This is a genomic window from Glutamicibacter nicotianae, from assembly GCF_006539525.1.
GTDB lineage: Bacteria > Actinomycetota > Actinomycetes > Actinomycetales > Micrococcaceae > Glutamicibacter > Glutamicibacter nicotianae.
Genome location: NZ_BJNE01000022.1, coordinates 1 through 26,172, shown reverse-complemented (window position 1 = coordinate 26,172; position 26,172 = coordinate 1). Strand labels below are relative to the sequence as shown.

The following is a 26,172-nucleotide window of genomic DNA, read 5'->3' as shown; positions in this document are numbered from 1 at the left end:
TGCAGTGCACATCTTTAAATGTCCTTGGATAGGCTAGTGGGGTGAGTAGAGAATCGAGTTCCCCAACCCGTGGCTTGTTCATCGTTTTCGAAGGCGGCGACGGCGCCGGAAAGTCCACGCAGGTCGCGCTGGCCAAGCAGTGGCTTGAATCCCGTGGAGCCAAGGTCGCTACGACCCGCGAACCAGGTGGAACCCAGATCAGTGAAGAGCTTCGTTCCCTGGTGCTCGACCACGGCCACGGCGACATCGATGTGCGTACCGAGGCGCTGATCTACTCGGCCGCGCGTGCCGCCCATGTCCAACAAGTCATCTCCCCCGCGCTGGAGGCTGGAACCCACATCATCTGCGACCGGTTCGTCGATTCCTCGCTGGCCTACCAGGGCATGGGCCGCGAACTCGGAATTGATGCCGTCGCATCAATCAACGACTTCGCAACCGGCGGTTTGAAGCCGGATGCCACCATCATCCTCGACATCTCCGCCGAGCAAGGGCGCGCCCGGCGCATTGCGGCCAGCGGCGGGGTGGAGCAGTCGGATCGCTTGGAATCCGAGCCGGATGATTTTCATGAACGCATCCGCAACGCCTTCCTCGATTTGGCTGCCCGTGAGCCGCAGCGCTACCTGGTCCTGGATGCCACCGCCAGCGTGGAGCAGCTGCACCAATCGGTTGTGCAGCATCTGGCAGGCCTGCTGTGACCCGGCCGGTCTTCGCGGACCTCGCCGGGCAGGAACGCGTCATTGACACGTTGACCGCCGAGGTTGATCGCGGCAACCCCACCCATGCCTGGCTGGTAACCGGCCCCCCGGGTTCGGGCCGCACCACCGCGGCGCGTGCTTTCGCGGCGGCATTGCAGTGCACCCAGACTCCGGCCGGCTGCGGCGAGTGCGCCAATTGCAAAATGGTGATGAATTCGGAGCACCCTGATGTGTCCTTCGTTTCCACCGACAAGTTCGAGTACCAGATTGCCGATGTCCGCCACCTGATTACCCGTGCGCAGGAAAGCGCTGGCACCGGCCGCTGGCGCATCATCATCATCGAAGATGCAGACCGCATGTCCGAGCGCAGCACCAACGTGCTGCTCAAGGCCATCGAAGAGCCTCCGGCCAAGATGATCTGGATCCTCAGCGCCCCGTCTCCCGCCGATGTGCTGGTGACCATCCGGTCGCGTTGCCGCGCGGTAAACCTCTCCGTGCCTTCCACCCAGGACGTTGCAGATCTCCTGGTGCGCCGCGATGGGCTGGAACCGGATCAAGCGTTGTTCGCTGCCCGGGTTTCGCAGTCGCATATCGGTGTAGCCCGCTTGTTGGCCCGTGACGAGCAGGCACGAATCCAGCGCGAGAAAGTCGTTACGCTGCCGCTGCGCACCACGACCTTGCCGCAGGCGATGGCGGCGGCCGCAGAAATCTCCAAGCTGGCCAGCGAGCGTGCCGAAAACATCACCGGCACCGACCTGCAGAACAAGATTGCCCAGCTGCGCCATGCCAATGGTTTGGGTCCGGAAGAAACCATCCCGCCTGGATTGCGCGGGCAGTTCAAGGCGCTGGAGGATGATGCCAAGCGATTTGCCCGGCGTGCTGCGTTCGATGCCCTGGACCGGACGCTGACGGACCTGACCACCTTCTTCCGCGATGTCTTGAGCATCCAGCTGAAAACCGGTACCGAGCTGATCAACGAGCACCTGCGCGAGAAGCTGGAGCGGTTCGCTGCGGAACAGTCCAGCGAGAAGTCCTTGGCCCAGCTTGATGCCATCAATGAAACCCGTGGCCGCCTGGCCGCCAACGTCAACCAGCTCATGGCGCTGGAAGCGCTCATGACCCGTCTGCTGCCACAGCCCGGACGCCGCTAACCCATCCCAAGGAGACACGAACAGTGCCTGCACGCTCACCGATGAAGCGCTTGGCCGCAGTAGGGACTGCCATGGCTTTGGGCCTGGCAGGCTGCTCTTCCCCCACAGCGGATTCGCCATCCAGCGCATCGAATGCCCCGCAGCCCGCGCCGAACACCAGTGCGCCCGAAGGATTGGAATCCTTCTATACCCAAAGCCTCGACTGGGAAAAGTGCGGCAGCGTCATCGAATGCGCCACCATCCAGGTTCCGATGGATTACGACAATCCCGAAGGCGAGAGCATCGAGCTGGCCCTGAACCGCCGCGCCGTGGACGGGGCGACGCGCAATATCCTGGTCAACCCCGGTGGCCCTGGCGGTTCTGGACTGGACATGGTGTCCTCCACCGTGCCGAGCATGTTCAGCGATGACCTGCAGCGGGCCTACAACGTCATCGGCTTCGACCCGCGAGGGGTGGGCGAAAGCTCCCCGATCACGTGCCAAAGCGCTGCCGAAACCGATAAGGGGCGCCAGGAAAACCTGCGGGCGTGGGTTCCCGAGGACCAGCACGAGATCATCGAGAGCGCCGAGGACTACGCGGCTGACTGCGCGTCCAATACCGGCGAGCTGCTGGATCATGTCGATACCGAATCGGCTGCCAGGGACATGGACGTGATCCGTGCTGTGCTCGGTGATGCGCAGCTGGACTACCTCGGTGTCTCCTACGGGACATTCCTAGGCGCCACCTATGCTGATCTGTTCCCGCAGAATGTGGGGCGTTTCGTGCTGGACGGAGCTATGGATCCTTCGTTGCCAGCTGCCGAAGTGACCTTGGCCCAGGCTGTGGGGTTCGAGAAGGAAATCGACGCGTGGCTCGCCAGTTGCCTTGAAAGCGGCAATTGCCCTTTCACTGGAACTGTTGAAGAGGCCAAGGTGCAGCTGCAGCAGTTCTTTGCGCAGGTGGAGAACGAGCCGATGACCGCCAGCGATGGGCGCGTCGTTCCGATCATCGACTTCGTCAACGGCTTCATTTTGCCGCTCTACGATGATGCCAGCTGGTCCTATTTGACCGACGCCATGAACGCCGCGGTCAACGAAGGGAATGTAGACATCATCCTCAGCTTGGCGGATCTCTCGGCAGACCGCCAGAGCGACGGCACCTATGCTTCGAATTCGAGCGACGCCTACGTAGCCATTGATTGCCTGGATCGTCCAACGGACAGCAGCCAAGAAGCCATGCAGGCCGAAGCGACCGAGCTAATGCGTGCGGCTCCGACCTTGGGCAAGTATCTGGCCTACAGCGGCATCGCCTGCGAGGCCCTGGACTTCGAATCCACTGGCAAGCCTGAGGTGCTCGACGCGAAAGGCTCGAATGAGATCCTCGTCATTGGCACCGTCGGTGATCCAGCCACCCCATATAAGTGGTCCGAGGCCCTGGCCAAGCAGCTGGATAACGCGACCCTGCTGACCTATGAAGGCCATGGCCACACCGCCTATGGGCGTTCCAACGAGTGCATTACCAAGGCGGTGGATGAGTACCTGATCCACGGCAAAGTCCCCGAAGCCGGCACCCGCTGCTGATTGGGCCTGATGATGTCATCGCCGTTTTGACGTTCAGACAATTCCTCGGATAAAGTGACGTGGTGCCTGTTTGCAGGCACAGGCCTCCTTAGCTCAGGGGTAGAGCAGCTCCCTCGTAAAGAGCAGGTCGCCGGTTCAAATCCGGCAGGGGGCTCCACGTGAAGAAAACCCCGGAATCGCGAACAACTCGTGGTTCCGGGGTTTTCGCCATCTTCAGCGGTTCTTGCCAACTGGGTTCGGCCTTTGCACCCCACGGACTTCATTCGCGTCCCATGTATGCCCCAACGACAACTTGGGATATGCGAACAGGCCCTGGTTCCAGATGAAACCAAGGGCCCGTTCTTGGGGTCGGTGTTCTATTCGAAGTCGGCGGTGGCCGGGTCAGCCGAGATGCGGCCTTCGGCGCCGCGATCCAGGGTAGCGATGGCTGCCAGATCTTCTTTGTCCAGCTTCACATTCAATGATTCGAAGTTCTCGACGATGCGCGATTCGGTGGTCGACTTCGGGATGACGACATTGCCTAGGGCCAGATGCCAGGCGATGACTACCTGCGCCGCCGATGCGCCATGCTTCTTGGCGATGTCCGCCAGTACTGGGTCGCTCAGCAGTTCACCGCCGTGGCCCAGCGGGGACCACGACTCATGCAGGATGCCGTGCTCGGCTTCGTAGGCGCGCAGCTCGGTCTGGGGGAAGTACGGGTGGGTTTCAACCTGGTTGATGACCGGGCGGACTCCAGTTTCGGTGTAAAGCTCTTCGAGTGCTTCCTTGGTGAAGTTGCAAACGCCAATGGACTTGGCCTTGCCGTCCTTCTGCAACTGGATCAGCGCCTTCCAGGTGTCCACGTAGGTGCCGCGCTTCGGCTGCAACCAGTGGATCAGGTACAGGTCGACGTACTCCAGGCCAAGGCGCTGAAGCGAAGCATCCGCTGCGGCCATGGTCTTCTCATAACCCTGGTCCGAGTTCCAGACCTTGGTGGTGATGAACAGTTCTTCGCGCGGCACGCTGCTGGCGGCAACTGCACGGCCGACTCCAGCTTCGTTTCCGTAGATGCGCGCGGTGTCGATGTGGCGGTAGCCAGCGTCGATGGCCTTGCCAACGACGACTTCCGCGTCGGCGTCGGCGACCTTCCAGACGCCGTAGCCAAGCTGGTCGATGGTGTTTCCGTCAAGGAACTTCAGTTCAGGGATTGTTTGGGTCATGCAACTAATTTAGTTCACCGATGCGTGCGGCACGGCGAAAAACCACGCCAGCGATCGGGAAAACCCAATTATTCGCTGGAAGCGAGATTTTGCGCGGCCCGGCTGACGTCTTCTTCCACCAGCTTGGCCCGATGGCGCACCGCCTCGATGTCGATCGGCCGGCCGGCTTCCGCCTGCATCCGCATCATCGCGATCACCTGTGCGGTCGTCGCCAAATCGTTGGCCGCCTTGGTCAGCGAACGGTGCGCCGCCGAGGTCAGCTGCGGGATCGTGTCGTCATTGCTCGGGGTGATCCGCTGCGCCGCGCAGCATAGCTGGCGCACGGTCGGCAGGAGCACTGCCATCTCGTTGGCTTCCTTGACGAGCTCGTTGTACACCTGGACATCAGTGATGCCTTCAACCACCTGGAAGACCCGGTCCAATGACCGCTGGAAACGGTCATGTGCGCGACGCCAGACGCCCTCGCCGAGTTCGCGAGTAGCAGCACGCTCAGCGCGCAGTCGTGAAAAGAACGCCATTACACTTCTCTGCCGGTGGTTTCCGATGGATTACTGGTTCTAGCCTACCGGGATCACCGCAGTGTTCCCGGCAACGCAGTCGACATAAAACGAAACCAGTCGGGTTCAGCAGCAACGCCCCTCGGGGTTCTTTTCCTGCCAGTCGGTGTAGTCCTTCCAGAACTCACGCTCGGTCATCGGCTTGGCGCCGGGATGATTGCGTTCGTGGTGTTCCAGGTAGTGCTGGTACTTGTCGGCACCGAGCACTCCGTCGACAAACTTCTTGGCTTGCCCCAGGCGTTCCAAAAGCGTAGCCATGGCTAGTGGCCGCCGCGCTGGACTTGGGCTTCGGCAGGGACCTGCTTCCAGGCCTTTTCAAGCTCCTTTTCAGCAGGCGACGAGATCAAGCCGGCAGGTGCGTACATCTTCGATGGCACGGCCGCATCCTCGGTGCTGGTGCCGCCGCCGTTGCGCTTGGCCTTGATGGTTGCGACGACAGCCGAGACCAGCACGATCGCGGTCAGCAGCAGGAAGACCACGGACAGCCAGCCCTGGACACCGGTGTTGCGCACCACGGCCTCCATTGCTTCAACGCTGCCCGCCGAGCCGAGGGAAGTCTCGCCATTGGCCAACGCTTCCTTGTAGGCGTTGTGGTTCGCGAAGTAGCCGACCTTGGTGTCTGCGGAGAAGATCTTCTGCCAGCTGGCCACGAAAGTGATCACCACGGTGAAGGCCAGCGGCAGGGCGACAACCCACAGGTACTTGAAGTTGTTCTGCTTGGCGATGATGGTCATCACCACTGCCAGCGCAATCGCTGCCAGCAGCTGGTTGGCGATGCCGAACAGCGGGAAGAAGGTGTTGATGCCGCCCAGCGGATCGGTTACGCCGAGGATCAGGATGTAGCCCCAGCCGGCGACCATGATCAACGTGCACAGCCACACGCCCGGACGCCACGAGGTGTCCTTGAACTTCGGGATGAAGTTGCCGATGGTGTCCTGCAGCATGAAGCGTGCAACACGGGTACCGGCGTCAACCGCGGTCAGGATGAACAGCGCTTCGAACATGATCGCGAAGTGGTACCAGAAGCCCATCATCGCGGTGCCGCCGAACCACTGGTGCATGATGTGCGCAATGCCCACAGCCAGCGTCGGTGCGCCACCGGTACGCGAGACCACCGAGTTCTCGCCGACGTTATTAGCCAGTTCGGTCAGCTGGTTCGGATCCAGGCTGACGCCGGCCAAGCCCAGCGAGTTCACGAACACCGCGGCGGTTTCCACCGTACCGCCGGTGGCGGCAGCCGAGGAGTTCATCGCGAAGTAGATGCCGCGGTCGATGGAGATCGCTGCAACCAGCGCCATGATGGCCACCATGGATTCCATCAGCATGCCGCCGTAGCCCAGGAAGCGGGTCTGCTTTTCCTTCTCGACCAGCTTCGGGGTGGTACCAGAGGAAATCAGGGCGTGGAAGCCGGAGAGCGCGCCGCAGGCGATGGTCACGAACAGGAACGGGAAGATATGCCCGGCCACGACCGGGCCATCAGCTCGTCCGGCGAACTCGGAGAAGGCAGGAACATCGATTTCCGGGCGGACAACGATGATCGCCACGGCCAGCAGGGCGATGACGCCGATCTTCATGAAGGTCGACAGGTAGTCGCGCGGAGCGAGCAGCAACCAGACCGGAAGCACCGCGGCGATGATGCCGTAGATGATGATCGCCCAGGCGATGGTGGTGCGCTCCAGGTGGAAGAACTCGGCACCCCACGCGGATTCGGCAATCCAGCGGCCGGAGATGATCGCGAACATCAGCAGCACGAAGCCGATGACGGAGATTTCCAGGACCTTGCCCGGGCGGATGAACCGCAGGTAGATGCCCATGAACAGAGCGATAGGTATAGTCAGGCCCACCGAATAGACGCCCCAAGCGGACTCGCCCAGCGCATTGACGACCACCAGCGCCAAGATGGCGGTAATGATGATCATGATGGTCAGGGTGGCGATCAACGCGGCGGTGCCGCCGATCAAGCCCAGTTCCTCGCGAGCCATCTGGCCCAGCGAGCGTCCACCGCGGCGCATGGAGAAGAACATGACCAGGTAGTCCTGGACCGCACCGGCCAGCACCACGCCCACGATGATCCAGATGGTTCCGGGCAGGTAGCCCATCTGGGCTGCGAGGATCGGGCCAACCAGCGGACCGGCGCCGGCGATGGCCGCGAAGTGGTGGCCGAAGAGGACCCGGCGGTCGGTGGGTACGAAGTCGCGGCCGTTATTGACCGATTCGGCCGGGGTAGCGCGGAAATCATCCGGCTTGGCGATCTTGCGCTCGATGAACTTCGAATAGAAGCGGTAGGCAATCAGGTAGGTCGCGACAGCGGCAAAGACGAACCAGATGGCATTGATGGTTTCCCCGCGCGAGAAGGCGAGGATCGACCATGCGATGCCGCCGACCAGTGCAATGGCAACCCAGATGCCGATCTTGGCCGGAGTCCAGCGCTTTTCTTCGCGTTCGGCAACCTCAGGATCGACACCCGCTGGTGGCAAGGTATTTTGGGTCCTCAATTTGAGCAACCTCCTAGGAACGGTGCAAGTGATGTGAGTGACCAGTGGTTATTAAACAAGTCACGTTTTTAATGACTACGCAGTCACCTTACAACCGGTTCCCCCGTTGCATTAAACCTTTATGACAACTTTTCCGGTGTGTTCGCCCGAATCAAAGTATTCATGGGCGGCGGCCAGCTCCGCGAAGTCCATCGTCTTGGTGACGTTCAGGGCCAGTTTTCCCTGTTCCAGCAGCGGCAGCACCTTGGTGGTGGTCTGGCGAACGATTTCCGCCTTTTCGCCCAGCGGGCGGGAACGCAAAGTCGTGCCGATGATCCGCGCCCGCTTGTTCATCAGCAGGCCCAAATTCAGTTCCGCCTTGGCACCGCCTTGCAAACCGATGACTACCATCCGCCCGCCGACGGCGAGCGCCTTGACGTTCTCCCCCAGGTACTTGGCGCCGACAACATCCAGGATCAGGTCAACGCCCCTGCCATCGGTCAATTCCTTGATGCGGGCAGAAAAATCCTCTTCGCGGTAGTTGATCCCTTCATCGGCGCCGAGCGCACGGCAGTAGTCCAATTTTTCTGCCGACGAAGCGGTGACGATGACGCGGGCCCCGGCGGCCTTCGCGAGCTGTATGGCCATGGAGCCGATGCCGCCGGCACCGCCATGGATCAATAGCGTCTGCCCCTGTCCCAGTCCGCCTTCGATGAAGAGATTGGAAACCACCGTGGCAGCGACTTCCGGCAACCCTGCGGCGTCGATGGTCGATACCGACCCGGGGATTTCGATGAGCAGCTCTGCCGGAACATTGACGTACTGCGCATACCCGCCGCCAGCGAGCAGGGCTGCAACACGCGTTCCCGGTTTCCATCCGCTGACGCCTTCACCGATGCCCGCGATGGTGCCGGCCACTTCCAGCCCAGGGATGTCGCTGGCCCCGGGAGGTGGCGGATACACGCCCTTGCGCTGCTGCACATCCGCGCGGTTCAGGCCGAACGCCTCGACTTTGACCAGCACTTCTCCCGCCGTAGCGACCGGAATTGGCCGTTGCACCAGCTCGAGGACTTCTGACCCACCGGCACCGTTGTAGATATAGGCGTTCATAACGTCGTTCATGGTCTTCAATTCCTTTCGAGCGGGGTTCATGCCGTATACTTTTTCGGGTTGGATGGTTGTCCGAGCGGCCGAAGGAGCTGGTCTTGAAAACCAGTAGGCGGCAACCCCGTCTCATGGGTTCAAATCCCATACCATCCGCGTTCTAAGATTTGGCGGGCTGATCTTCGGATCAGCCCGCCAAACTGCTTAATCCTGTTCTGCGCTCAACCCTCCGTTGCCGTTCAGCCCCGCTAGACGCGCCACTTCGTTCACCACGTTGGCCGCGTCGTGCAAGGTCCGGGCCGCAGGCCTGCGCAGGTCGCCAGCTTGGGCGGCAATTGCCGTTCCCCACTGCGCAGATGACAATTGCAATCCCAGCACAAACAGCCCACGGTGCGCCAGTCCCTCGCTGTTGACCAGACGGTATGGCTCGCCAACCACGTCGAAACCAGATCCGGGCAGGCTTTCGCCTTCCGCATTCTTCCACCTGTGCACGCGCGCCACATGATCACCCAACAGCTGCTTGATCAGCGCAGAGCTATTCTGCAAGACGCGGTTGCTCGGCATCATCGCCTCGCACATGGTCTTCGCGGTGTGCACCTCCGCATCGACCCACGGCGAGGATGCCGTGAACCGCTCCGACACCTCATCGAAGCCGAACTCCGGATCCGGGCCGACGAAGGAGACGATTCCCGCACGCGACAGCGCCAGCAGCTGCTCAATGCGTTCCAGCGGTGGACCGGATGACAACCCTTCGACCAATGGCTCGAAGTGCGCCTGGATTTCCTCGATGCGCGACTGCTCGTCGATCACGCCCGAAGCGATCAATTCCTTGATCAGCATGCGCCCGGCATTCATCGTCATGATCGCGCAGGACAACGGGTCGTCAAGTCCACCGGTGCTGTGCCGGGCATTGTCGACGAGGTAGTCGCGTACGCTCTGCTGGTACTGCTCATCGGAGTTGAATCCGACTTCCTCGAATGGCTTGGCCAGCTTTGGAACGTCGAGCCACTGCAGCTGCGGGAACTGCTCGATGAATTTGCGCAGTTCGCCAAGCCACACCTGGCTTCCTTCATGATGCTCGGCAGAGAGAATCGCTTCGAGCCGCTCAACGAACTCGCGCTCGCCTAAGCCATCAGGGGCGCCATGCACGCGGGCACAGCTGCTGTAGTAGGCGAACAGGATGTCGCGATGCAGTTTCGGCCAAATATGGCGTGAGAACACCAAGGACGCGGCAGGATTGGTGGCGCGGGCTTCGGCGAGGCGTCCAATCAGTTCCGGCGCGTCGAAGTAGCGAAGCTCGATTTCATCTGGAATGAACTGGTCCACCACTGGTTTGCCCCAGTACGGGGTTCCTCGCCGCGAAGCCACGATCAGTGCCGGCTCCCGACCTGAGGCAATGTATTCAAGGCGGTGCCCCGGCTCGGTGCTGGACTCGCGGAAGATTCCGCCACGGCCCGCTGTCAGCTCGGCCATGCCGTCGAAGAAATTCAACCCCAACCCGCGGATCAATGCCGGCTGGCCTTCCTTGAAGCGGGAATAGTCGAGGTCTGCAGGGACGTTCGGCGGCATGTAGGTCGCCCCTGCCTGCGCGGCTGCTTCCTCGAGCTGCTTCTGCCACGGGTTCAGCTCAGCCGGCTGGTGGCCCAGGGCCAGCACCACGGCGTCGGCGTCGAGCTGACGGGTTTCAGCACTGTCCTGGGCACTGCTGAAATCGACCTGGTAGGCGTTGCCTACGGGGCGGACAGCGATCACTTCTGCGGCAACATGCTGGATGCTGAAATTCTCGTGGGCGGCGAGAATGGAGGCGCTGCGGTCATAGACATGCTCAAGGTACTCGCCGTAGATTGCGCGTGAGGGATAGGTCCCGGGTTCAATCCGCTCGATCAGCTTGGCGTGCTCGTCGGTGAGTTTTCTTCCGTCGCCGCGAAGCTCCACGAACTGGCGAAAGCTCAGCCCCGGTTCAGCGCCTTCCCGTTCGGGGGCAACCGTCGGAAATGACGACGGGGTGTTCATCAGGAAATTCTGGGACTGCTTCGGGTTCCACACGTGGCCCGAACCCGGAGTGAATGGGTCGAAAACCGTCACTTTCAGGACGGTGCCTTGTTCCGGGAGGTTCAACGCCAAATTGGCGAGTCGTTCAACCACGCTGGTGCCGCGCGGGCCTGCCCCAACCAGGACCAGGCTGAACTCGTTCTTTGGTGCTGCTTTCTCGCTGTTCACTTCTCTAGGTTATTACCTTTGGACCACGTCATGGGCCAGGCGCATAGACTATGGCCATGACTGAGCATGTTTCTGAGGTTGCAAGCACCGATCCATATTCCTGGCTTGAAGGAATCCACGACGAAACGGCACTCGAATGGGTGCGGAACCAGACCCAGCGCACAGAGTCTGAACTCTACGACGGCACGTTCCACGCAAATGCGCAGCGGATCAAGACGGTTCTCGATGCCCAGGACCGCATTCCGATGGTGACCAAGCGCGGCGAGCACTACTACAACTTCTGGCGCGACTCGGCCCATCGCCTTGGGCTGTGGCGCCGCACCACTTGGGATTCCTACCTCAGCGACAACCCGCAGTGGGAAGTGCTGCTGGATCTTGACCTGCATGCGCGGCAGGAAGGCCACGAATGGCATTTCGCTGGTTCAGCACTGCTGCGGCCCGCCTCCGGTGATACGTATGAGCGTGCGCTGCTTCGTTTGAGCCCTGACGGCGGCGACCAAGTACGCATTCGCGAATTCGATCTGACGTCCAAGAGCTTTGTTCCCGACGGATTCGACCTTCCTGTTGCGAAGACCCAGGCCTCGTGGATTGACCGCGATACCTTGCTGGTCGGTTCCGCAAGCAGCGAGCAATACACCACCCGTTCAACCTACGCGAACACCTTGCGGCGGCTCAGCCGCGGCATGGAAATTGAACAAGCCCCAATTCTCTTCGAAGTCGACAAGGAACATGTCGCAGCATTCGGCTACTACGACTCGACTCCCGGATTCGAACGAATCGTCACCACCGACGCCATCGACTTCTACAATTCCACTGCCGGGGTCTTCATCGATGGGGAACACCATCGGATCGATGTACCAACCGATGTGCAGGTGAGCCTCCACCGGCAGTGGGTCCTTTTTGCCCCGCAAACCCAATGGGAACACCAAGGCCAGCAGATCGCTGCCGGTTCATTGGCCATCGCCCGGTTGGACGCATTCCTAGAGTCCGGCAGCATCGAGAAGGTCCTATTCACCCCGGATGCGCACACGGCTCTGGAGTCACTGAGCTTCACCGCCAATTACCTGTTGCTCACCGTCTTGCACGACGTGGCTTCGCAGGTGCGCATCATCGATCTGGCAGACCAGTTCAGCCAGTCCAACATGCCGTTGGAGGATCCAATGCTCAGCGTCTCGGTGGGAGCTGTTGACGATGAAGATCCGGCGCACGGCGATGACTATTGGATGACCATCACCGGCTTCATCACCCCGACGACCCTGTTGCGCGGCACTGTCGGCGCCCAGGCAGAAGTTGTGAAGAAATCACCGGATCGTTTCGATGCCGACGGTTTTGAAGTCACCCAGCACTTCGCGACATCCGCGGACGGAACCAGGGTTCCCTATTTCCAGGTCGCGGCAGCTGATCTGGTGCACGACGGGAAGAACCCGGTACTGATGGATGGCTACGGCGGTTTCCAGCACAGCATGACGCCCGGCTACGCAGCGGCGATGGGCACCGGGTGGCTATCGCGCCGCACCGATGACGGCCGCAAGCCGGTATACGTCATGACGAACATCCGTGGTGGTGGCGAGTACGGCCCAGCTTGGCATCGTGCGGCGCTTCGTGAAAAGCGCCATCGCGCCTATGAGGACTTCGCCGCCATCGCCCAAGACCTTGTGGCCCGCGGGGTAACCTCCCGAGCGCATTTGGCTGCCACCGGCCGGTCCAATGGCGGATTGCTCATGGGCAACATGATCGCCGGCTACCCGCACTTGTTCGGCGCAATCTCCTGCGGCGTTCCGCTTTTGGACATGCAGCGCTATACCCAGTTGGCGGCCGGCCACTCCTGGATTGCCGAGTATGGCGATCCGGAGGTTCCCGGGGACTGGGACTTCCTGCGGACCTTCTCCCCCGTCCATCGGCTCACCGATCAGCCTCATCGAGTCGATGACTATCCGGCCTCATTGATTTGGACCACGACGTCCGATGACCGTGTAGGTCCATCGCAGGCACGCATCATGGCAGCGAAGATGATGGATCTGGGCATTGGCAACGTCAGGTACCACGAGCCGCAGGACGGCGGCCATGCCGGCTCAACGGACAACGAGTCCACCGCGAAAATGCTGGCGACCAGCTACGAATTCCTGTGGCGACAGGTGCGTTAGCTCTCTCGTTTTGGAACACGCACCCATCTTCAGGTAGGCTAGATTCTGCTGGAAACAGCGGATGGACACGTGCCAGAGCGGCCGAATGGACTTCACTGCTAATGAAGGGTCGGGCTAAAACTCGACCGGGGGTTCAAATCCCCCCGTGTCCGCCAAAAAACCCCTAGTCAACTAGGGGTTTTTTCGTTTCCAGGTCAAGGATAAGACCCGTGGGTCAAAACAGTCGGAATACTTCTCCATGCTGTTTTCGTAGCGAACCGCGAGAAATACTCAACACCGCTTGGCCACACCCAATGCAGGGCCAGATGGAGAACAACCGGTGCAGTTCAATTCACCGTCATTCGACATCAACTAAATGCCATGCGGAAGCCTATATTGGCCACAAGATTTGCTGTTTAAATTAGTCCAGCCCCCGCTGATGATGCATCAGCGGGGGCCAGGTGCGAGTTTTGCGCCAAGAAACAGAATCCCCATTCTGTTTCTTCAAGGACTTTCGATTCCCCAAAAACGATTGCCCAGCGTGAAACCTAAGCCTAGAATACGTCGTTAAACCTTTAACGCCTAGCAATTTTTCAAACTGGGAAAAGTATTTAATTTCTTCGTTCCACTTCTAATTTTGCTCTTCTGGTATTACAGTTGCCATTGGCTTATGCCAATCAAAGAATCACCAGTCAGGCATCGAGTTCGCAGCCCCCAAACGCGACCTCGAAATGGTGAAGCCCGTCAGTCTCCCCCAAAACTGGCGGGTTGCCTGCTTAACGAAGAAAATTCCCGACTGGCGCATTGAAAGTTGACCAGCATTTCGTAAAGTGGTCCGTTTCGGCAAACATGCTCTGGGAATCGCTAACAGTCGTTTGGCGCGCCTTAGGCACGTCCATGCGCCACCCGGGCACAAGTACACGTTGGGCATCCTAGGGCACTAGAAGCAATCACCCGAAGCGCCGGCCTGATTGCGGTGACGTTCTTTTTCGCCGTCGCACTGACCTGCAGTGCCAATAGCTTGCGAGCAGAAAACGCGAACGGGCGAGCACACCGCGTCGACTTCGGCCAGTTGCCGGTCCAGTCGGGGGCGCAAATGGCTGACCATCCAACGTCACTGGATTGCCGCTGCTAATCCTCGCGCTTCACGAAAGTCCGCAGCATGTTCTGCACGATATCTTCCGGCAACGACGTATGGCGGACGATAATTTCCGACATCCGTTCCAGATCGGTATCTGCGATGGCATCGAAGAGCGCTTCGCGTTCAGCTTCCGGAAGCTCGGCAGCATCAAAATGCACAGGGCCATCCGGTCCCTGGCCTTCAAAACGGAAGTCTGCGACATTCCCGGTGGCGTTCGCGCCAGACATTGGGGATGTGGAGATCATGCGTTCCAAATCCTCGACCGGCAGGTCCGTATAGCCGTGGAGAATCTTTGCCGCTGCTTCAAAGTTGGAATCCCGCAGCATCGAGAACAGCTGGTCGTATTCATTGGGCGGCAGCTGCTCGCTGGAAAACTCGCGACTCTCGCCATCAAGCTCAAATGCCATCTTGAAATGCGTGGCACTGGGTTCCTGGAGGGAACTGAACTGCTCGCTCCATTCCTGGGGAACAACCCAGGGATCATCGGCCGATGCTGGCGCTGACTCGGCAGCGGCAGTTGCCGCCGCTTCTCGATCTTCGCGTTCAACTTGGGCTTCGAGCTTCTCGCCCAGGGCCTTGAGCTCGGTATCATCGTTCGGTATTTCCTTGGCAGGGGCAGTCTGCGGGTACTTGTCGAGGCTGCGGACTGCGATCACGCAATTCTTGACCGAGTCGCCGGTAGCCTCGCGGAAGTCCTTGACCGCGCCCATGATGTCGCCCTTGGCCAAATTGCGGTACACCGAATTGCGGGAAGCATCATCTAGTCTCGCGTTCGCGGCCTGTGCCGCCTCACGGGAAATCGCCTGCGCGATTTGCGCAGTGTTCTTCTTGCGAAGCGCTTGCAGACCGAAGTAGCCCAGGGCAATCACTGCAATGAGGACAACGAGCCAGATGAGAAATTCCATGCTTCCAGACTACTTTGTTTAACTGTGCGATTACCCAGCTACGCCCAAAGTGAAAGGCATGACACCCGGAGCGCCGGCGATCCTCAAGGCCCGTCCAGCCATCGCGATAGACCACCGCGAATCGACCAGGTCGTCAACGAGCAGCACCGGCCCTGGAGCATTGGCAATGAGCTGTTCAAGCTGGGTTGGAAGTTCGAACGCATCAGCTACCGCGGCAACGCGGAAAGCCGAGTTTCCTCCGGGACCGTTCTGCGGTCCGGGACCGCGATATTCGAGCTGGCCCAGATAGCGCAGCCGACCTACTTCGGCCAGGCCTTGGGCCAGCGAGGTGATCAGCTGGGGGCGCTTATTCGATGGCATGGCCACCACACCCACCGGGCGTTCCTCCCAGTTCCATTCGGCCAGCACCTTGATGCAGGCCTCGAACATCGCCTTGTCGATCGGGTTGTCGGCAGGGTCGGCGAAGATCTGGCGCAAGCGGTTGCCCCAGCCGAGGTCGGTCAACCGGGCCAGCGCACGGCCCATGGCCACCTGCTCGTCAACAGGGATCTTGCCTTTGAGCGCGTAGCCCAGCCGATCCAGTCCGGAGGGGTACAGCTTGCGCGGCTCGATAGGCACACCCACCCGGCCCAAGGCCGCCTGCGCACTGTCCTTGGAGTCGTCGGGAATATGGTCGTCGAACCACACGCCGGCGCAGTTGTCGCACCGGCCGCACGGCGCGGACTGCGGGTCATCCAACGCATCGGTCAGGAACTGCATGCGGCAGCCACGCGTGTTCTCATAGCTGACCATGAGGTTCTGCTCATGGACCCGGCTCTGCGCCACCCGCTTGTAGCGATCGGCATCATAGGTCCACGGCATGTCCGTGCGCATCCAGCCGCCAGCCACGCGCTCCACTGCGCCGTCCACCGCCAGGACCTTCAGCAGCAGCTCAAGCGGCGAGCGCCGAAGGTTCACCGCGCTTTCCAACGCCGGGACACTCATCGCCCCGTCGGCCTTGGCCAGGGCCTCGAGCACCTGGGTGGCACGCTCTTGGTCCGGCATGGAGCTGGTGGCGAAGTATTCCCAGATTTCCGAGTCGTCGGGCCCGGGCAGCAGCAGCACATCCGCGTTGACGCTTCCACGTCCGGCACGGCCCACCTGCTGGTAGTAGGCCACCGGCGAGCTGGGCGCACCGACGTGCAGCACGAAGCCGAGGTCCGGCTTATCGAAGCCCATGCCCAAGGCGCTGGTGGCGATCAGCGCTTTCACTTCATTGTTCTTCAACGCCTGCTCAAGGCGTTCGCGTTCTTCCAGATCGGTGCGTCCGGTGTACGCGGCAACTTCGTGCCCGGCGTCCTTGAGCAGTCGGGCAATATCCTCTGCGCCAGAAACCGTCAGGGTGTAGATGATCCCCGAGCCCTTGAAGTCCTCGATGTGGCTGAGCAGCCAGGCCAACTGCATCCGCGGCGAAGCCAGGCGCAGGACACCCAGGCGCAGCGAGTCGCGGGCCAGGGTGCCGCGCAGCGTGAAGACCTCTTCGGTGCCTCCGGCCAGCTGTTCGGCCACATCCTGGACGACTCGGCTGTTCGCGGTGGCGGTAGTCGCCAGCACCGGCAGGCCCTGGGGCAACCGGGCAATCAGATCCCGGATGCGGCGGTAGTCGGGACGGAAATCGTGGCCCCAGTCAGAAATGCAGTGCGCTTCGTCGATCACCAGCAGGCCCAGGCGCTGCATCAGCATCGGCAACTGCTGCTCGCGGAAGGATGGATTGTTCAAGCGCTCCGGGGATACCAGCAGCACATCGAGCTCATTGCGCTGCAGCTTTTCGAGAATCTCGCGCCATTCGAGCACGTTGGCCGAGTTGATGGCCGCGGCGCGGACGCCCGCACGCTCCGCGGCCGCGACCTGGTCGCGCATCAGGGCCAGCAGCGGCGAAACGATCAGTGTTGGCCCGTAGCCCTGTTCGCGCAGCAGCAGGGAAGCGATGAAGTACACCGCGGATTTGCCCCAGCCGGTGCGCTGGACGACGAGTGCACGGCGCCGCTGGGCCACCAGCGCGCTGATCGCTTCATACTGTCCGTCATGGAACTGCGCGTCCGGGTTTTGCACCAGGGCGCGCAGCTTCTGCAGTGCCAGCGTTTTCAGATCCACTTGCGTTGAGCCATCCATGCCTCCAGTATTTCAGTTCCCGCCTACGATTTGGCTCGCGGCGCCCGCTGATTGTGGATGGGCTCTGCCCGGCGGAGGTGCGGCAAGGATCCATCAGCAGAAATGTTAGGCATTTCCCACCTGGATTCGCCTGCATCTCAATGATTTGAATCGGCCTAGCCGGTAGGCTGAAAGGCGTGAGTGAACAGATTGACCTGAATCAGAGCTTTAAGGCCTACGACGTGCGTGGCGTGGTCGGCGAGACCCTGGATGCCGAAGCAATTGAAGCTATTGGCGCTGCCTTTGTCGACGTGCTGTCGCTGTCCGGCAAGGACGTGCTGGTTGGCGGCGATATGCGTCCGTCCTCCGCGGAATTCGCCCAGGCCTTCGCCCGCGGCGCCACCTACCGCGGTGCCAACGTGGTCATGCTCGGATTGATTTCCACCGATGAGCTGTATTTCGCCTCGGGCAAGTTCAATGCCGCCGGTGTCGTCTTCACCGCAAGCCACAATCCCGCCCAGTACAACGGCATCAAGATGTCCAAGGCCGGCGCCCGCCCGATTTCCTCGGCAACCGGCCTTTTCGACATTCGCGATCTTGCCCAGCAGTACCTGGACGAGGGCCTGCCGGTCTCCGGCGATGCCCCGCAGGGCAGCATCAGCGAACGCGATGTGCTGGCCGACTACGCAGCCTACCTGCGGGAATTAGTGGACTTGTCATCCATTCGCCCGTTGAAGATCGTGGTGGACGTCGGCAATGGCATGGGCGGCATGACCACCCCTGCAGTCCTCGGGGGCACGGTGCTGGCCGAGTTGCCGCTGGAGATCATCCCGCTGTACTTCGAGCTGGACGGCACGTTCCCCAACCACCCCGCCAACCCGCTGGAACCGGAGAACCTCAAGGACCTGCAGGCAGCGGTGCTGGAGCACGGCGCCGACCTCGGCCTGGCATTCGACGGCGATGCCGACCGCTGCTTCGTGATCGACGAGCGCGGCCTGCCGCTGTCCCCCTCGGCCATCACCGCACTGGTTGCGGTGCGCGAAATCGCGCGAGTGCAGGCCGCCGGCGAACAATCCCCGGTGATCATCCACAACTTGATCACCTCCAAGGCTGTGCCGGAATTCGTCGCCAAGGCCGGCGGCACCCCGGTGATGACCCGCGTGGGACACTCCTTCATCAAGGCCGAGATGGCCGCCCAGGGCGCGGTCTTCGGCGGCGAGCATTCGGCCCACTACTACTTCCGCGACTTCTACAATGCCGATACCGGGATGCTCGCCGCCATGCATGTGCTGGCCGCCCTGGGCGGGCAAGACCTGCCGCTCTCCGAGCTGGGCGCCGAATACGAGCCGTACGTTGCCACCGGTGAAATCAATTCCGAGGTGGAGGACAAGGCCGGAGCCACCGCCCGCGTGGTGTCCCACTTCCAGGACCAGCCCGTGGACGTGACGACCATGGACGGCACGACCATTTCGGCGGCCGACGGCAGCTGGTGGATCAATCTGCGCCCGTCGAACACCGAACCGTACCTGCGTTTCAACGGCGAGGGCCGCACCGCGCAGATCATTGAGCCCATTCGCGATGCCGTGCTGGCTATCGTGCGTGAAAACACCGTCGCCAACTAGCAAAGGGAAGACATGAACCTCGAAGAACTGGATGAAGGCGTCAAGGACGCGCTGAACAAGGTCTTGGGCACCGCCCTGGGCGTAGCTCGCGAACAGCTCGAAGAGCAGGGCGTGTTCCTGCCTTTCGCCATCGCGCTGGAACCGCAGGAAGGCGAAGACGAGCCGGAGCTGCGCCTGATTGCGGTTCCGCCAACGGACGATCCCGAGGATCCGGAAGCCGACATCGACACCGAAGCCATGGTTGCCGACCTGATGCAGGTGCTGAACCAGCAGGGCACCCACTTCCAGGCCATCGCCGTCGCCTCCGACGTGCTGCTCCAGGACAATGACCAGGACGCCATCCACATTGTTGCCGAGCACCGCATCGGTGCCGCGCTGGCCATCGTGCAGCCGTACACCATGCCTGCCGAGCCAGGCGGAGAATGGCACTTCGATGAGCCGGCGGCGGAGTCGGCGGAAGCCATCTGGGCCAACGCGCTCTAGCCCGCATCGGGTGCTTTCGGGGTCGGCATAGTCACTATGCCGACCCCGAAGCGCTTTTCCCGCGTAGAGTGGGAAGCATGAAACTCAGTGCCTTCACCGACGTGTGCCTGCGGACCGTGATGGTCCTGGCAACTCCCGGCACCGGGCAACTGACCAGCCGCGAGATCGCCGATTCGGTCGGGGTTCCCTACAACCACGTTGCCAAGGCAGTGCTGGAACTGCGCACGCTGGGCATCCTGCAGGTCACCCGCGGCCGCAACGGCGGCGCCGCCTTGAGCGGAGAAGCGCTGGATTTTTCCCTCGGCGGGCTGCTGCGCAAATTGGACAAGCGCACCGATATCGTGGACTGCACCGATCATGACGCGCAATCCAACTGCCCGCTCTCGGGCAACTGCCGCCTGCGGGCGGTCTTCCGCCAGGCACGCGAAGCCTTCTACGCCTCGCTGGATCCGCTGACTATCAGGGATATCTGCCCGACGTCAGCAGCGGAGCCCATCACGCTGCTCCCCTTCCCTACGGTGCGCGGCATTTCCTAGTTCCACTTCACCCATGAAGTGATACCGGTCACTTCTGTTGCGAAACCGGCCAATTGATTTGCAATCCTTTTCTACTGAGCGTAGAAATGAATCATAAATCTTGTATTTCAGATACAAGTAATCACCTACGCCCAAGGAGACCCGATGCTGTCCACCAAGTCCTTCCCGGTCATTGAAGCCACGCTGCCGATCATCGCAGAGCGCATTTCCAGCATTACCCCGAACTTCTACAACCGCCTGTTCGCCGCCCACCCTGAACTGCTCGACGGAGTCTTCTCCCGCTCGAACCAGAAGAACGGCACCCAGCAGCAGGCCTTGGCAGGATCCATCGCGGTCTTTGCAACCTACCTGGTCAAGCACCCGGGCGTCGCCCCGGAAACCATGCTTGCCCGCGTGGCCCACAAGCACACCTCCCTCGGTGTCGTCGAGGAGCAGTACCCGATCGTCTACAAGCACCTCTTCGATGCCATCGCCGAAGATCTGGGCGATGCGCTGACCCCGGAGATCGCCGAGGCCTGGACCGAGGTGTACTGGCTGATGGCCCATGCGCTGATCAAGATCGAGAAGGGCTTGTACGCGCAGCAGGCCAACGCCGAGATCTACACCCCGTGGAAGCTTGTCGAACGCACCGAAACCGGTATCGATTCGGTCAGCTTCAGCTTCGAGCCAGCTGACGACACCCCGGCAACGGTCGCCAAGCCAGGGCAGTTCGTTTCGGTCCGCATGCCGATGGCCGACGGCGTCCGCCAGGTTCGCCAGTACACCCTGAGCAGCGATATCGAGCAGGCCAACCGCCGCACCATCACCGTCAAGCTGGATGTGAACGGCGAATTCTCCCCGGTCATCCACAACGACCTGAAGCTCGGCGACGTGCTCGAGCTGTCGAATCCGTATGGCGATCTGGTCATCGATGAGGAGGGCGCGCCGCTGGTGATCGCTACCGCTGGCATCGGCTGCACCCCGAGCGCCGCCGCGCTGCAGACCCTGGCCGCACGCGGCTCCAACCGCAAGGTCACCGTGCTGCATGCAGACCAGGAAGTGGGTGCCTGGCCATTGCGTGAGCAGATGCTCGATTCCATCGCCAAGCTGCCCCAGGCCACCCTGGGCACCTGGTTCGAACGCGGCGAACTGCCGGAAGAGCTGAACGCCAAGGCCGGCTACATGGATCTGACCGATGCACTGGCCGAGGACGCCGAGGTGTACCTGTGCGGCCCGCTGCCATTCATGCATGCCGCGCGCAGCCAGGCACTGGAAGCCGGCATCCCAGCCGAGCGGATCCACTATGAGGTCTTCGGCCCGGATGTGTGGCTGGCCGCCTAGCATCCAGGTCTTGCAACTGTACTGCAGGTGGAATCATGGGGAATCCACCTGCAGCACCTTTTTGCCGCTATTTTCCGGTATCCACGGCAGATTCCGGGTGATCACCCTGCTGCGGGGCCTTCTTCTTGAAGTCGAATTTCTTCGGACCCAGCTTCCGCGGATCGATTTTGCCGCCGAGCTTTCCAGGCTTCTTCGCCTCCGCCTCCTGGACTGGCGGTGCCGGCAGATCGGCATCGCGGTCTTCGGATTCCGGAGCTTCGGCAGGCTGCTCGGCTGGCGCAGCCTTGGCGCCGCGTGCCGGTTTCGCGGCCTGCGGGTCCACCAGGATCTGGTGCAGCCCTTCCTCTGAGATCCACTTGCGCAGCACCGAGTTGAACAGGATCGGGTTCTCGATGTTCCATTGGTGGTGCATGCCAGGGACCACGCGCGTGATCACCTGCGGGAGCTTGGCGCGCAGCGCCTCGAAGGATTTCTGCACCACCTTCGGCTCCTTGGCTCCGACCAGGGCCAGCACCGGACCTTGGTAGGAGTCGAGCTTCTCCGGAAGTCCCCCGGGATCCATCTCGTCCATGATGGCCCGCAGGTTCTCGGCCTTCAGTTTCACGCCATGCTCGGTGAACAGCTCCCGCTCGTCATCCACCATGCCGTAGGCTCCGGCCTGGAATCGCCAGTACCACTCGCTGCCGATGAGCTTGAGCTGCATCCGCTGGAAAGCCCTGGCCGCCTGGCCCACGCCGGTCACCGGTGTTCCGGTGATCATCACGGAGTCAACCAGTTCCGGATGCCGTGCCGCCACATGCAGCGCGATGACGCCGCCGAGGGACATGCCTACCAGGTGCACGCCGCCTTCGGAAACTTCGTCGGCGATCAAGGCCGCGACGTCATCGGCGGCGGATTCCAGTCCTTCCCAGGTTTCCTCGAACCGGGCGCCGAAGGCCGGCAGGTGGAGGGTCAGGATGTTGTAGTCGCCAAAGGCCAGCACCTGCGGGTCCCAGCTCCAGTTGCCGACGTTTCCGCCATGGAGGAACACCAGCGTCTGCATCGAACGCTGGGCATCGTGATGCCGGCCGGGATGCACTTCCGGATAATCGGTGGCATCGCGTGATGCATCGCTTGCAGGGGTCTTGTTCTGGTCTTTGGCTGCAGTCATGGCAAGTACTCCAATACCGCGTCGAGCCATTCCAGCTCCGCGGCTTGTTGTCGGATTGCATGGTCAAGTGTGGCAGCCATCAGGAAGCTGCGACGGTCCGCAGCGGCGCGCATGTCAATGCCTTCGCGCTGGGAGAGGTAGTCATCGAGGGTGTACTGCGTGGCTTGGCGGCGTTCCTCCAGCAGATTCTGGATCTCATCGCGCTCGAGTTCGGCAGCAAAGAACACCTGCCCCATGAAGGGATCCCGTTCGGGAGACTGCACGGCCCCGGCAGATAGCCACTGGACCAGCGCCTCGCGACCGGCCTCGGTGATGTGGTGTTCCTGGCGGTCCGGATAGTTCGACTGGGCGACGGTGCGCACGGTGGCATACCCCTTGTCCACCAGCTGCGCCAACGTGCGGTAGATCTGCGCCTTGTCCGCGTTCCAGAAGTGGTTGATAGAGGAGTCAAAGTGCTTCTTGAGCTCGTAGCCAGTCATGGGCGACAAGCACAGCAGCCCGAGAATCAATCGTGCCAAAACCATAGGGCAATCTTTTCACACATAGTTGATTTTGCACCCACTTCGGCCCGGCGTGTGGAAACTGTACCCAGATTGTGACAATTCCCTGGCTGCGCATGAAAATACCCCGGCCACTGGAATTCCAGTGGCCGGGGCGTTCCCAAGTGCGGATCTGCGGGAGAACCAGTTTTGCTAGGCGCTCAGGCGGGCCTTCAGGCCGTCGAGCTCGGCGCGCAGCGAAGCAGGCAGGGCGTCGCCGAACTTGGCGTACCATTCCTCGATGCCTTCGACTTCCACGGCCCATTCGTCCTTGTTCACAGCAACGGCCGCTTCGACGTCGGCTGGGGTGTAGCCTTCCAGGCCGGTCAGGTCCAGGGACTCGCCGGTCGGGACGTTGCCGATGATGGTTTCGCGGGCGTCAGCGGTGCCTTCGATGCGCTCGATGGCCCACTTGAGCACGCGCGAGTTGTCGCCGAAGCCTGGCCATGCGAAGCCGCCGTCAGCGGTGCGGCGGAACCAGTTGACCAGGAAGATCTTCGGCATCTGCCCCGGGTTGAGCTTGTCCGAGATCTTGTCCCAGTGGTTCAGGTAGTCGCCTGCGTTGTAGCCGATGAATGGCAGCATCGCCATTGGGTCGCGGCGGATCACGCCGGTTGCGCCGGCAGCGGCCGCGGTGGTCTCCGAGGACAGGGTCGAACCCATGAAGATGCCGTTGGTCCAGCTGCGGGCTTCGGTCACCAGCGGGATGGTGGTCTTGCGGCGGCCACCGAACAGGATCGCGTCGATCTTCACGCCGTTTGGCGAGTAGTAGTCGTCCGAGAGCATGTCGACCTGATCGATCGGGGTGCAGAAGCGCGAGTTAGGGTGCGCTGCAGGACGGCCGGACTCAGGGGTCCAGTCGTTGCCCAGCCAGTCGGTCAGGTGCGCTGGGGCCTCGTCGGTCATGCCTTCCCACCAGACGCCGCCCTCATCGGTCAGCGCAACGTTGGTGAAGATGTTGTTGCCCTTGGAGATGGCGCGCATGGCGTTCGGGTTGGTGGACCAGCCGGTGCCTGGAGCCACGCCGAACAGGCCGTACTCAGGGTTGACGCCGCGCAGCTCGCCGTCCTTGCCGATGCGCATCCAGTTGATGTCATCGCCCAGGGTTTCGGCCTTCCAGCCTTCGATGGTTGGATCCAGCAGCGCCAGGTTGGTCTTGCCGCAGGCCGATGGGAAGGCCGCGGCAATGTGGTACGACTTGTTCTGCGGGCTGGTCAGCTTCAGGATGAGCATGTGCTCTGCGAGCCAGCCTTCATCGCGGGCCATGGCCGAGGCGATGCGCAGCGAGTAGCACTTCTTGCCCAGCAGCGCGTTGCCGCCGTAGCCCGAACCGTAGGACATGATGGCGCGCTCTTCAGGGAAGTGCACGATCCACTTGTCTTCGTTGCATGGCCATGGAACATCTTCCTGGCCTGGTTCCAGGGGTGCGCCGACCGAGTGCAGGGCCGGAACGAAGAAGGCGTTCTCGGCTTCCATCTTGCGCAGCACTTCATTGCCGATCTTGGCCATGATGCGCATCGAGGCGACAACGTAGGCGGAATCGGTGATTTCCACGCCGTAGGCAGGTACTTCTGCGTCCAGCGGTCCCATGACGAACGGGATAACGTACATGGTGCGTCCGCGCATCGAGCCATCGAACAGGCCGTTGAGCATGGACTTCATCTTGGTCGGGTCTTCCCAGTTATTGGTGAAGCCCGCATCTTCTTCCTTTTCGGAGCAGATGAAGGTGCGCTCTTCGACTCGGGCCACGTCCTTGGGGTCCGAGAAACCGGCGTAGGAGTTGGGGAAGTTCGGATCGGTCAGCTTGACCAGGGTACCGGCTTCAACCAGCTCGGCAGTCAGGCGATCATTCTCTTCGACAGACCCATCAACCCAATAAACACGATCCGGCTTCGTCAGTGCGGCAACTTCCTCGACCCAGGATGCCAACTTCGCGTGCGAAGTAGGTGCTGCGTCGATAACGTTCTGATCCGAGCTCGTGCTCATTATCCATTCCCTCCATTGGGCTGAACTTGCAATAAATCAAGGCTAGGTTGTGCGCGACGCCCGCGCCGTGTGATCGAAACCTCATGAAAGTGAAACCCCGGGGACCAAAAAGAGAAAATTCCCGTAATTCCGGGGGTTAGGCTAACCAGCGCACCCGCATTAAGTGACTAAGGTCACGTAGACCGGTACCCTTTCAATGTCTTCACATAACCTTCTGTTCACCTGGGCCCAGTAGCTTTGCCCGTCGATTTGTACAGCGCGAAATCGACCTGTATAGTTATTCGAGGTTCGTGAGAACGAGCTAAACAAAAGAATATGCGCCCATAGCTCAGCTGGATAGAGCGTCTGTCTACGGAACAGAAGGTCAGGGGTTCGAATCCCTTTGGGCGCACAAATTGAAATTCCCACTCGATCGAGTGGGAATTTTTTGTTTCCCGCAAGGAATGAGCCAATGAACCACGTCGCCTTGGATGGCCACCTCAGCCTGTGCCCGTTGGAAATTGCCGACGCGCGGCAACTCGCCGAGTCCTACCGGCGCAATCGGCAGCACCTTCAACCCTGGGAACCGGCCCGTCCCGCCGAGTTCTTCACCGAAGCCCATCAGGCGGCAAGCCTCGCCGCAGCCGCAGAAGCGCGGCGGAGCGGACTAGCCTTCCCTTTCGGGCTCTTCGAGCACAAGCAGCTCATCGGTCGCTTCAACATCAGCGGCGTGGTCCGCGGCGCATTCCAAAGCGCCAGTTTGGGCTACTGGATCGATCATGAGCACACCGGCCGCGGCTTGGCTTCCCGAGCCGTAGCCGCCTTGCGCAGCGCAGCGCTCAACGACCTGGGGCTGCACCGGCTGGAAGCCAGCACGCTCCCCTACAATCACGGGTCGCAGCGCGTTCTCGAGAAGAACGGCTTCGTCCGCATAGGGATGGCACCGAACTACCTGAAGATCGCCGGACGCTGGCAGGATCATTACCTCTACCAGGCGATCTTGCACGATTAGCAGGCCTCCAGCTCCGTCGATTCCGAAGTCGACTAGTTATTTTGTGAAACACCGCACTTTTGGCCGTTTTGGTTATTGCTCCCGGAAAATCTCGTGTAAAGTTATTCAAGTCGTCAAGACGGCAAGCAATTGAATAAGCGCCCATAGCTCAGCTGGATAGAGCGTCTGTCTACGGAACAGAAGGTCAGGGGTTCGAATCCCTTTGGGCGCACAAATTGAAATTCCCACTCATTCGAGTGGGAATTTTTTTGTTATTCCTGCTGATTCAACGCAGGCACCGCGAGGGA

General features: G+C 61.3%; 20 protein-coding genes and 5 tRNA genes. 14 read left to right on the top strand and 11 right to left on the bottom strand.

The window, feature by feature from the left end:
- Nucleotides 1-41 precede the first annotated feature (41 nt).
- The 4 genes from tmk to ANI01nite_RS15445 all read left to right on the top strand — a co-directional run bounded on the left by tmk (nucleotide 42) and on the right by ANI01nite_RS15445 (nucleotide 3,562).
- Entirely contained in the window at nucleotides 42-695 is a 654-nt protein-coding gene (tmk, locus tag ANI01nite_RS15460; protein ID WP_141359050.1) for a dTMP kinase, read from the top strand.
- On the top strand, nucleotides 692-1,846 hold the full coding sequence (locus ANI01nite_RS15455; protein ID WP_038993815.1) for a DNA polymerase III subunit delta': 1,155 nt from the start codon (nucleotides 692-694) through the stop codon (nucleotides 1,844-1,846). The genes tmk and ANI01nite_RS15455 overlap by 4 nt, the downstream gene beginning before the upstream one ends.
- Before the next feature lie 23 nt (nucleotides 1,847-1,869).
- Nucleotides 1,870-3,405: an alpha/beta hydrolase gene (locus tag ANI01nite_RS15450; RefSeq protein WP_255314573.1), complete on the top strand. Its 1,536-nt coding sequence runs from the start codon at nucleotides 1,870-1,872 to the stop codon at nucleotides 3,403-3,405.
- An 82-nt stretch (nucleotides 3,406-3,487) separates the two neighbouring features.
- A tRNA-Thr gene (locus ANI01nite_RS15445) sits at nucleotides 3,488-3,562 on the top strand.
- Between the two features lie 199 nt (nucleotides 3,563-3,761).
- Here ANI01nite_RS15445 and ANI01nite_RS15440 read toward each other — a convergent pair.
- The 5 genes from ANI01nite_RS15440 to ANI01nite_RS15420 form a co-directional block, all read right to left on the bottom strand.
- Nucleotides 3,762-4,604 (bottom strand): aldo/keto reductase, encoded by an 843-nt coding sequence (locus ANI01nite_RS15440; protein WP_038993813.1) that lies wholly within the window; start codon nucleotides 4,602-4,604, stop codon nucleotides 3,762-3,764.
- 68 nt (nucleotides 4,605-4,672) lie between these two features.
- Nucleotides 4,673-5,122 carry a hypothetical protein gene (locus ANI01nite_RS15435; RefSeq protein WP_141359048.1) on the bottom strand — a complete coding sequence of 150 codons (450 nt, stop codon included), beginning with the start codon at nucleotides 5,120-5,122 and terminating at the stop codon, nucleotides 4,673-4,675.
- 105 nt (nucleotides 5,123-5,227) lie between these two features.
- On the bottom strand, nucleotides 5,228-5,419 hold the full coding sequence (locus ANI01nite_RS15430; RefSeq protein ID WP_073707480.1) for a YbdD/YjiX family protein: 192 nt from the start codon (nucleotides 5,417-5,419) through the stop codon (nucleotides 5,228-5,230).
- A 2-nt stretch (nucleotides 5,420-5,421) separates the two neighbouring features.
- Nucleotides 5,422-7,656, bottom strand: a complete 2,235-nt coding sequence (locus ANI01nite_RS15425; protein WP_254590828.1) for a carbon starvation CstA family protein — start codon at nucleotides 7,654-7,656, stop codon at nucleotides 5,422-5,424.
- 111 nt (nucleotides 7,657-7,767) lie between these two features.
- On the bottom strand, nucleotides 7,768-8,745 hold the full coding sequence (locus ANI01nite_RS15420) for an NAD(P)H-quinone oxidoreductase (protein ID WP_170214671.1): 978 nt from the start codon (nucleotides 8,743-8,745) through the stop codon (nucleotides 7,768-7,770).
- 62 nt (nucleotides 8,746-8,807) lie between these two features.
- Here ANI01nite_RS15420 and ANI01nite_RS15415 point away from each other — a divergent pair.
- A tRNA-Ser gene (locus tag ANI01nite_RS15415) sits at nucleotides 8,808-8,895 on the top strand.
- Nucleotides 8,896-8,943: 48 nt separating this feature from the next.
- Here ANI01nite_RS15415 and ANI01nite_RS15410 read toward each other — a convergent pair.
- Complete coding sequence (locus ANI01nite_RS15410) at nucleotides 8,944-10,959, bottom strand: FAD/NAD(P)-binding protein (RefSeq protein WP_141359045.1); 2,016 nt, start codon at nucleotides 10,957-10,959, stop codon at nucleotides 8,944-8,946.
- A 56-nt stretch (nucleotides 10,960-11,015) separates the two neighbouring features.
- Here ANI01nite_RS15410 and ANI01nite_RS15405 point away from each other — a divergent pair, with 56 nt between their 5' ends.
- The gene (locus tag ANI01nite_RS15405) at nucleotides 11,016-13,103 is read left to right on the top strand and encodes a prolyl oligopeptidase family serine peptidase (protein WP_073707519.1); all 2,088 of its coding nucleotides are present in this window, start codon (nucleotides 11,016-11,018) and stop codon (nucleotides 13,101-13,103) included.
- A gap of 63 nt (nucleotides 13,104-13,166) precedes the next feature.
- Nucleotides 13,167-13,258, top strand: a tRNA-Ser gene (locus tag ANI01nite_RS15400).
- A gap of 955 nt (nucleotides 13,259-14,213) precedes the next feature.
- On the opposite strand, the gene ANI01nite_RS15395 is transcribed toward ANI01nite_RS15400, so the two are convergent.
- Both ANI01nite_RS15395 and ANI01nite_RS15390 read right to left on the bottom strand, forming a co-directional pair.
- Nucleotides 14,214-15,128: a hypothetical protein gene (locus ANI01nite_RS15395; RefSeq protein ID WP_141359044.1), complete on the bottom strand. Its 915-nt coding sequence runs from the start codon at nucleotides 15,126-15,128 to the stop codon at nucleotides 14,214-14,216.
- A gap of 30 nt (nucleotides 15,129-15,158) precedes the next feature.
- Nucleotides 15,159-17,279 carry a RecQ family ATP-dependent DNA helicase gene (locus tag ANI01nite_RS15390; protein WP_066144069.1) on the bottom strand — a complete coding sequence of 707 codons (2,121 nt, stop codon included), beginning with the start codon at nucleotides 17,277-17,279 and terminating at the stop codon, nucleotides 15,159-15,161.
- A gap of 176 nt (nucleotides 17,280-17,455) precedes the next feature.
- Here ANI01nite_RS15390 and ANI01nite_RS15385 point away from each other — a divergent pair, with 176 nt between their 5' ends.
- From ANI01nite_RS15385 to ANI01nite_RS15370, 4 genes are all read left to right on the top strand, one after another.
- Nucleotides 17,456-18,880, top strand: a complete 1,425-nt coding sequence (locus ANI01nite_RS15385; RefSeq protein ID WP_141359043.1) for a phosphomannomutase/phosphoglucomutase — start codon at nucleotides 17,456-17,458, stop codon at nucleotides 18,878-18,880.
- 12 nt (nucleotides 18,881-18,892) lie between these two features.
- Entirely contained in the window at nucleotides 18,893-19,363 is a 471-nt protein-coding gene (locus ANI01nite_RS15380) for a hypothetical protein (RefSeq protein WP_038993806.1), read from the top strand.
- A gap of 77 nt (nucleotides 19,364-19,440) precedes the next feature.
- Nucleotides 19,441-19,899 (top strand): RrF2 family transcriptional regulator, encoded by a 459-nt coding sequence (locus ANI01nite_RS15375; protein ID WP_141359042.1) that lies wholly within the window; start codon nucleotides 19,441-19,443, stop codon nucleotides 19,897-19,899.
- Nucleotides 19,900-20,043: 144 nt separating this feature from the next.
- A complete protein-coding gene (locus ANI01nite_RS15370; RefSeq protein ID WP_141359040.1) occupies nucleotides 20,044-21,219 on the top strand; it encodes a globin domain-containing protein in 1,176 nt (391 codons plus the stop codon).
- A 67-nt stretch (nucleotides 21,220-21,286) separates the two neighbouring features.
- On the opposite strand, the gene ANI01nite_RS15365 is transcribed toward ANI01nite_RS15370, so the two are convergent.
- The 3 genes from ANI01nite_RS15365 to ANI01nite_RS15355 form a co-directional block, all read right to left on the bottom strand.
- Nucleotides 21,287-22,369 (bottom strand): alpha/beta fold hydrolase, encoded by a 1,083-nt coding sequence (locus ANI01nite_RS15365; RefSeq protein ID WP_170214669.1) that lies wholly within the window; start codon nucleotides 22,367-22,369, stop codon nucleotides 21,287-21,289.
- On the bottom strand, nucleotides 22,366-22,893 hold the full coding sequence (locus tag ANI01nite_RS15360) for a PadR family transcriptional regulator (protein WP_141359036.1): 528 nt from the start codon (nucleotides 22,891-22,893) through the stop codon (nucleotides 22,366-22,368). Before ANI01nite_RS15360 ends, ANI01nite_RS15365 begins: the two co-directional genes overlap by 4 nt.
- Nucleotides 22,894-23,061: 168 nt before the next feature.
- Nucleotides 23,062-24,894 (bottom strand): phosphoenolpyruvate carboxykinase (GTP), encoded by a 1,833-nt coding sequence (locus ANI01nite_RS15355; protein WP_141359034.1) that lies wholly within the window; start codon nucleotides 24,892-24,894, stop codon nucleotides 23,062-23,064.
- 317 nt (nucleotides 24,895-25,211) lie between these two features.
- On the opposite strand from ANI01nite_RS15355, the gene ANI01nite_RS15350 reads away from it, so the two are divergent.
- The 3 genes from ANI01nite_RS15350 to ANI01nite_RS15340 all read left to right on the top strand — a co-directional run bounded on the left by ANI01nite_RS15350 (nucleotide 25,212) and on the right by ANI01nite_RS15340 (nucleotide 26,096).
- A tRNA-Arg gene (locus ANI01nite_RS15350) sits at nucleotides 25,212-25,285 on the top strand.
- A 60-nt stretch (nucleotides 25,286-25,345) separates the two neighbouring features.
- The gene (locus ANI01nite_RS15345; RefSeq protein ID WP_141359032.1) at nucleotides 25,346-25,885 is read left to right on the top strand and encodes a GNAT family N-acetyltransferase; all 540 of its coding nucleotides are present in this window, start codon (nucleotides 25,346-25,348) and stop codon (nucleotides 25,883-25,885) included.
- 137 nt (nucleotides 25,886-26,022) lie between these two features.
- Nucleotides 26,023-26,096, top strand: a tRNA-Arg gene (locus tag ANI01nite_RS15340).
- The last annotated feature ends 76 nt before the right edge of the window (nucleotides 26,097-26,172 follow it).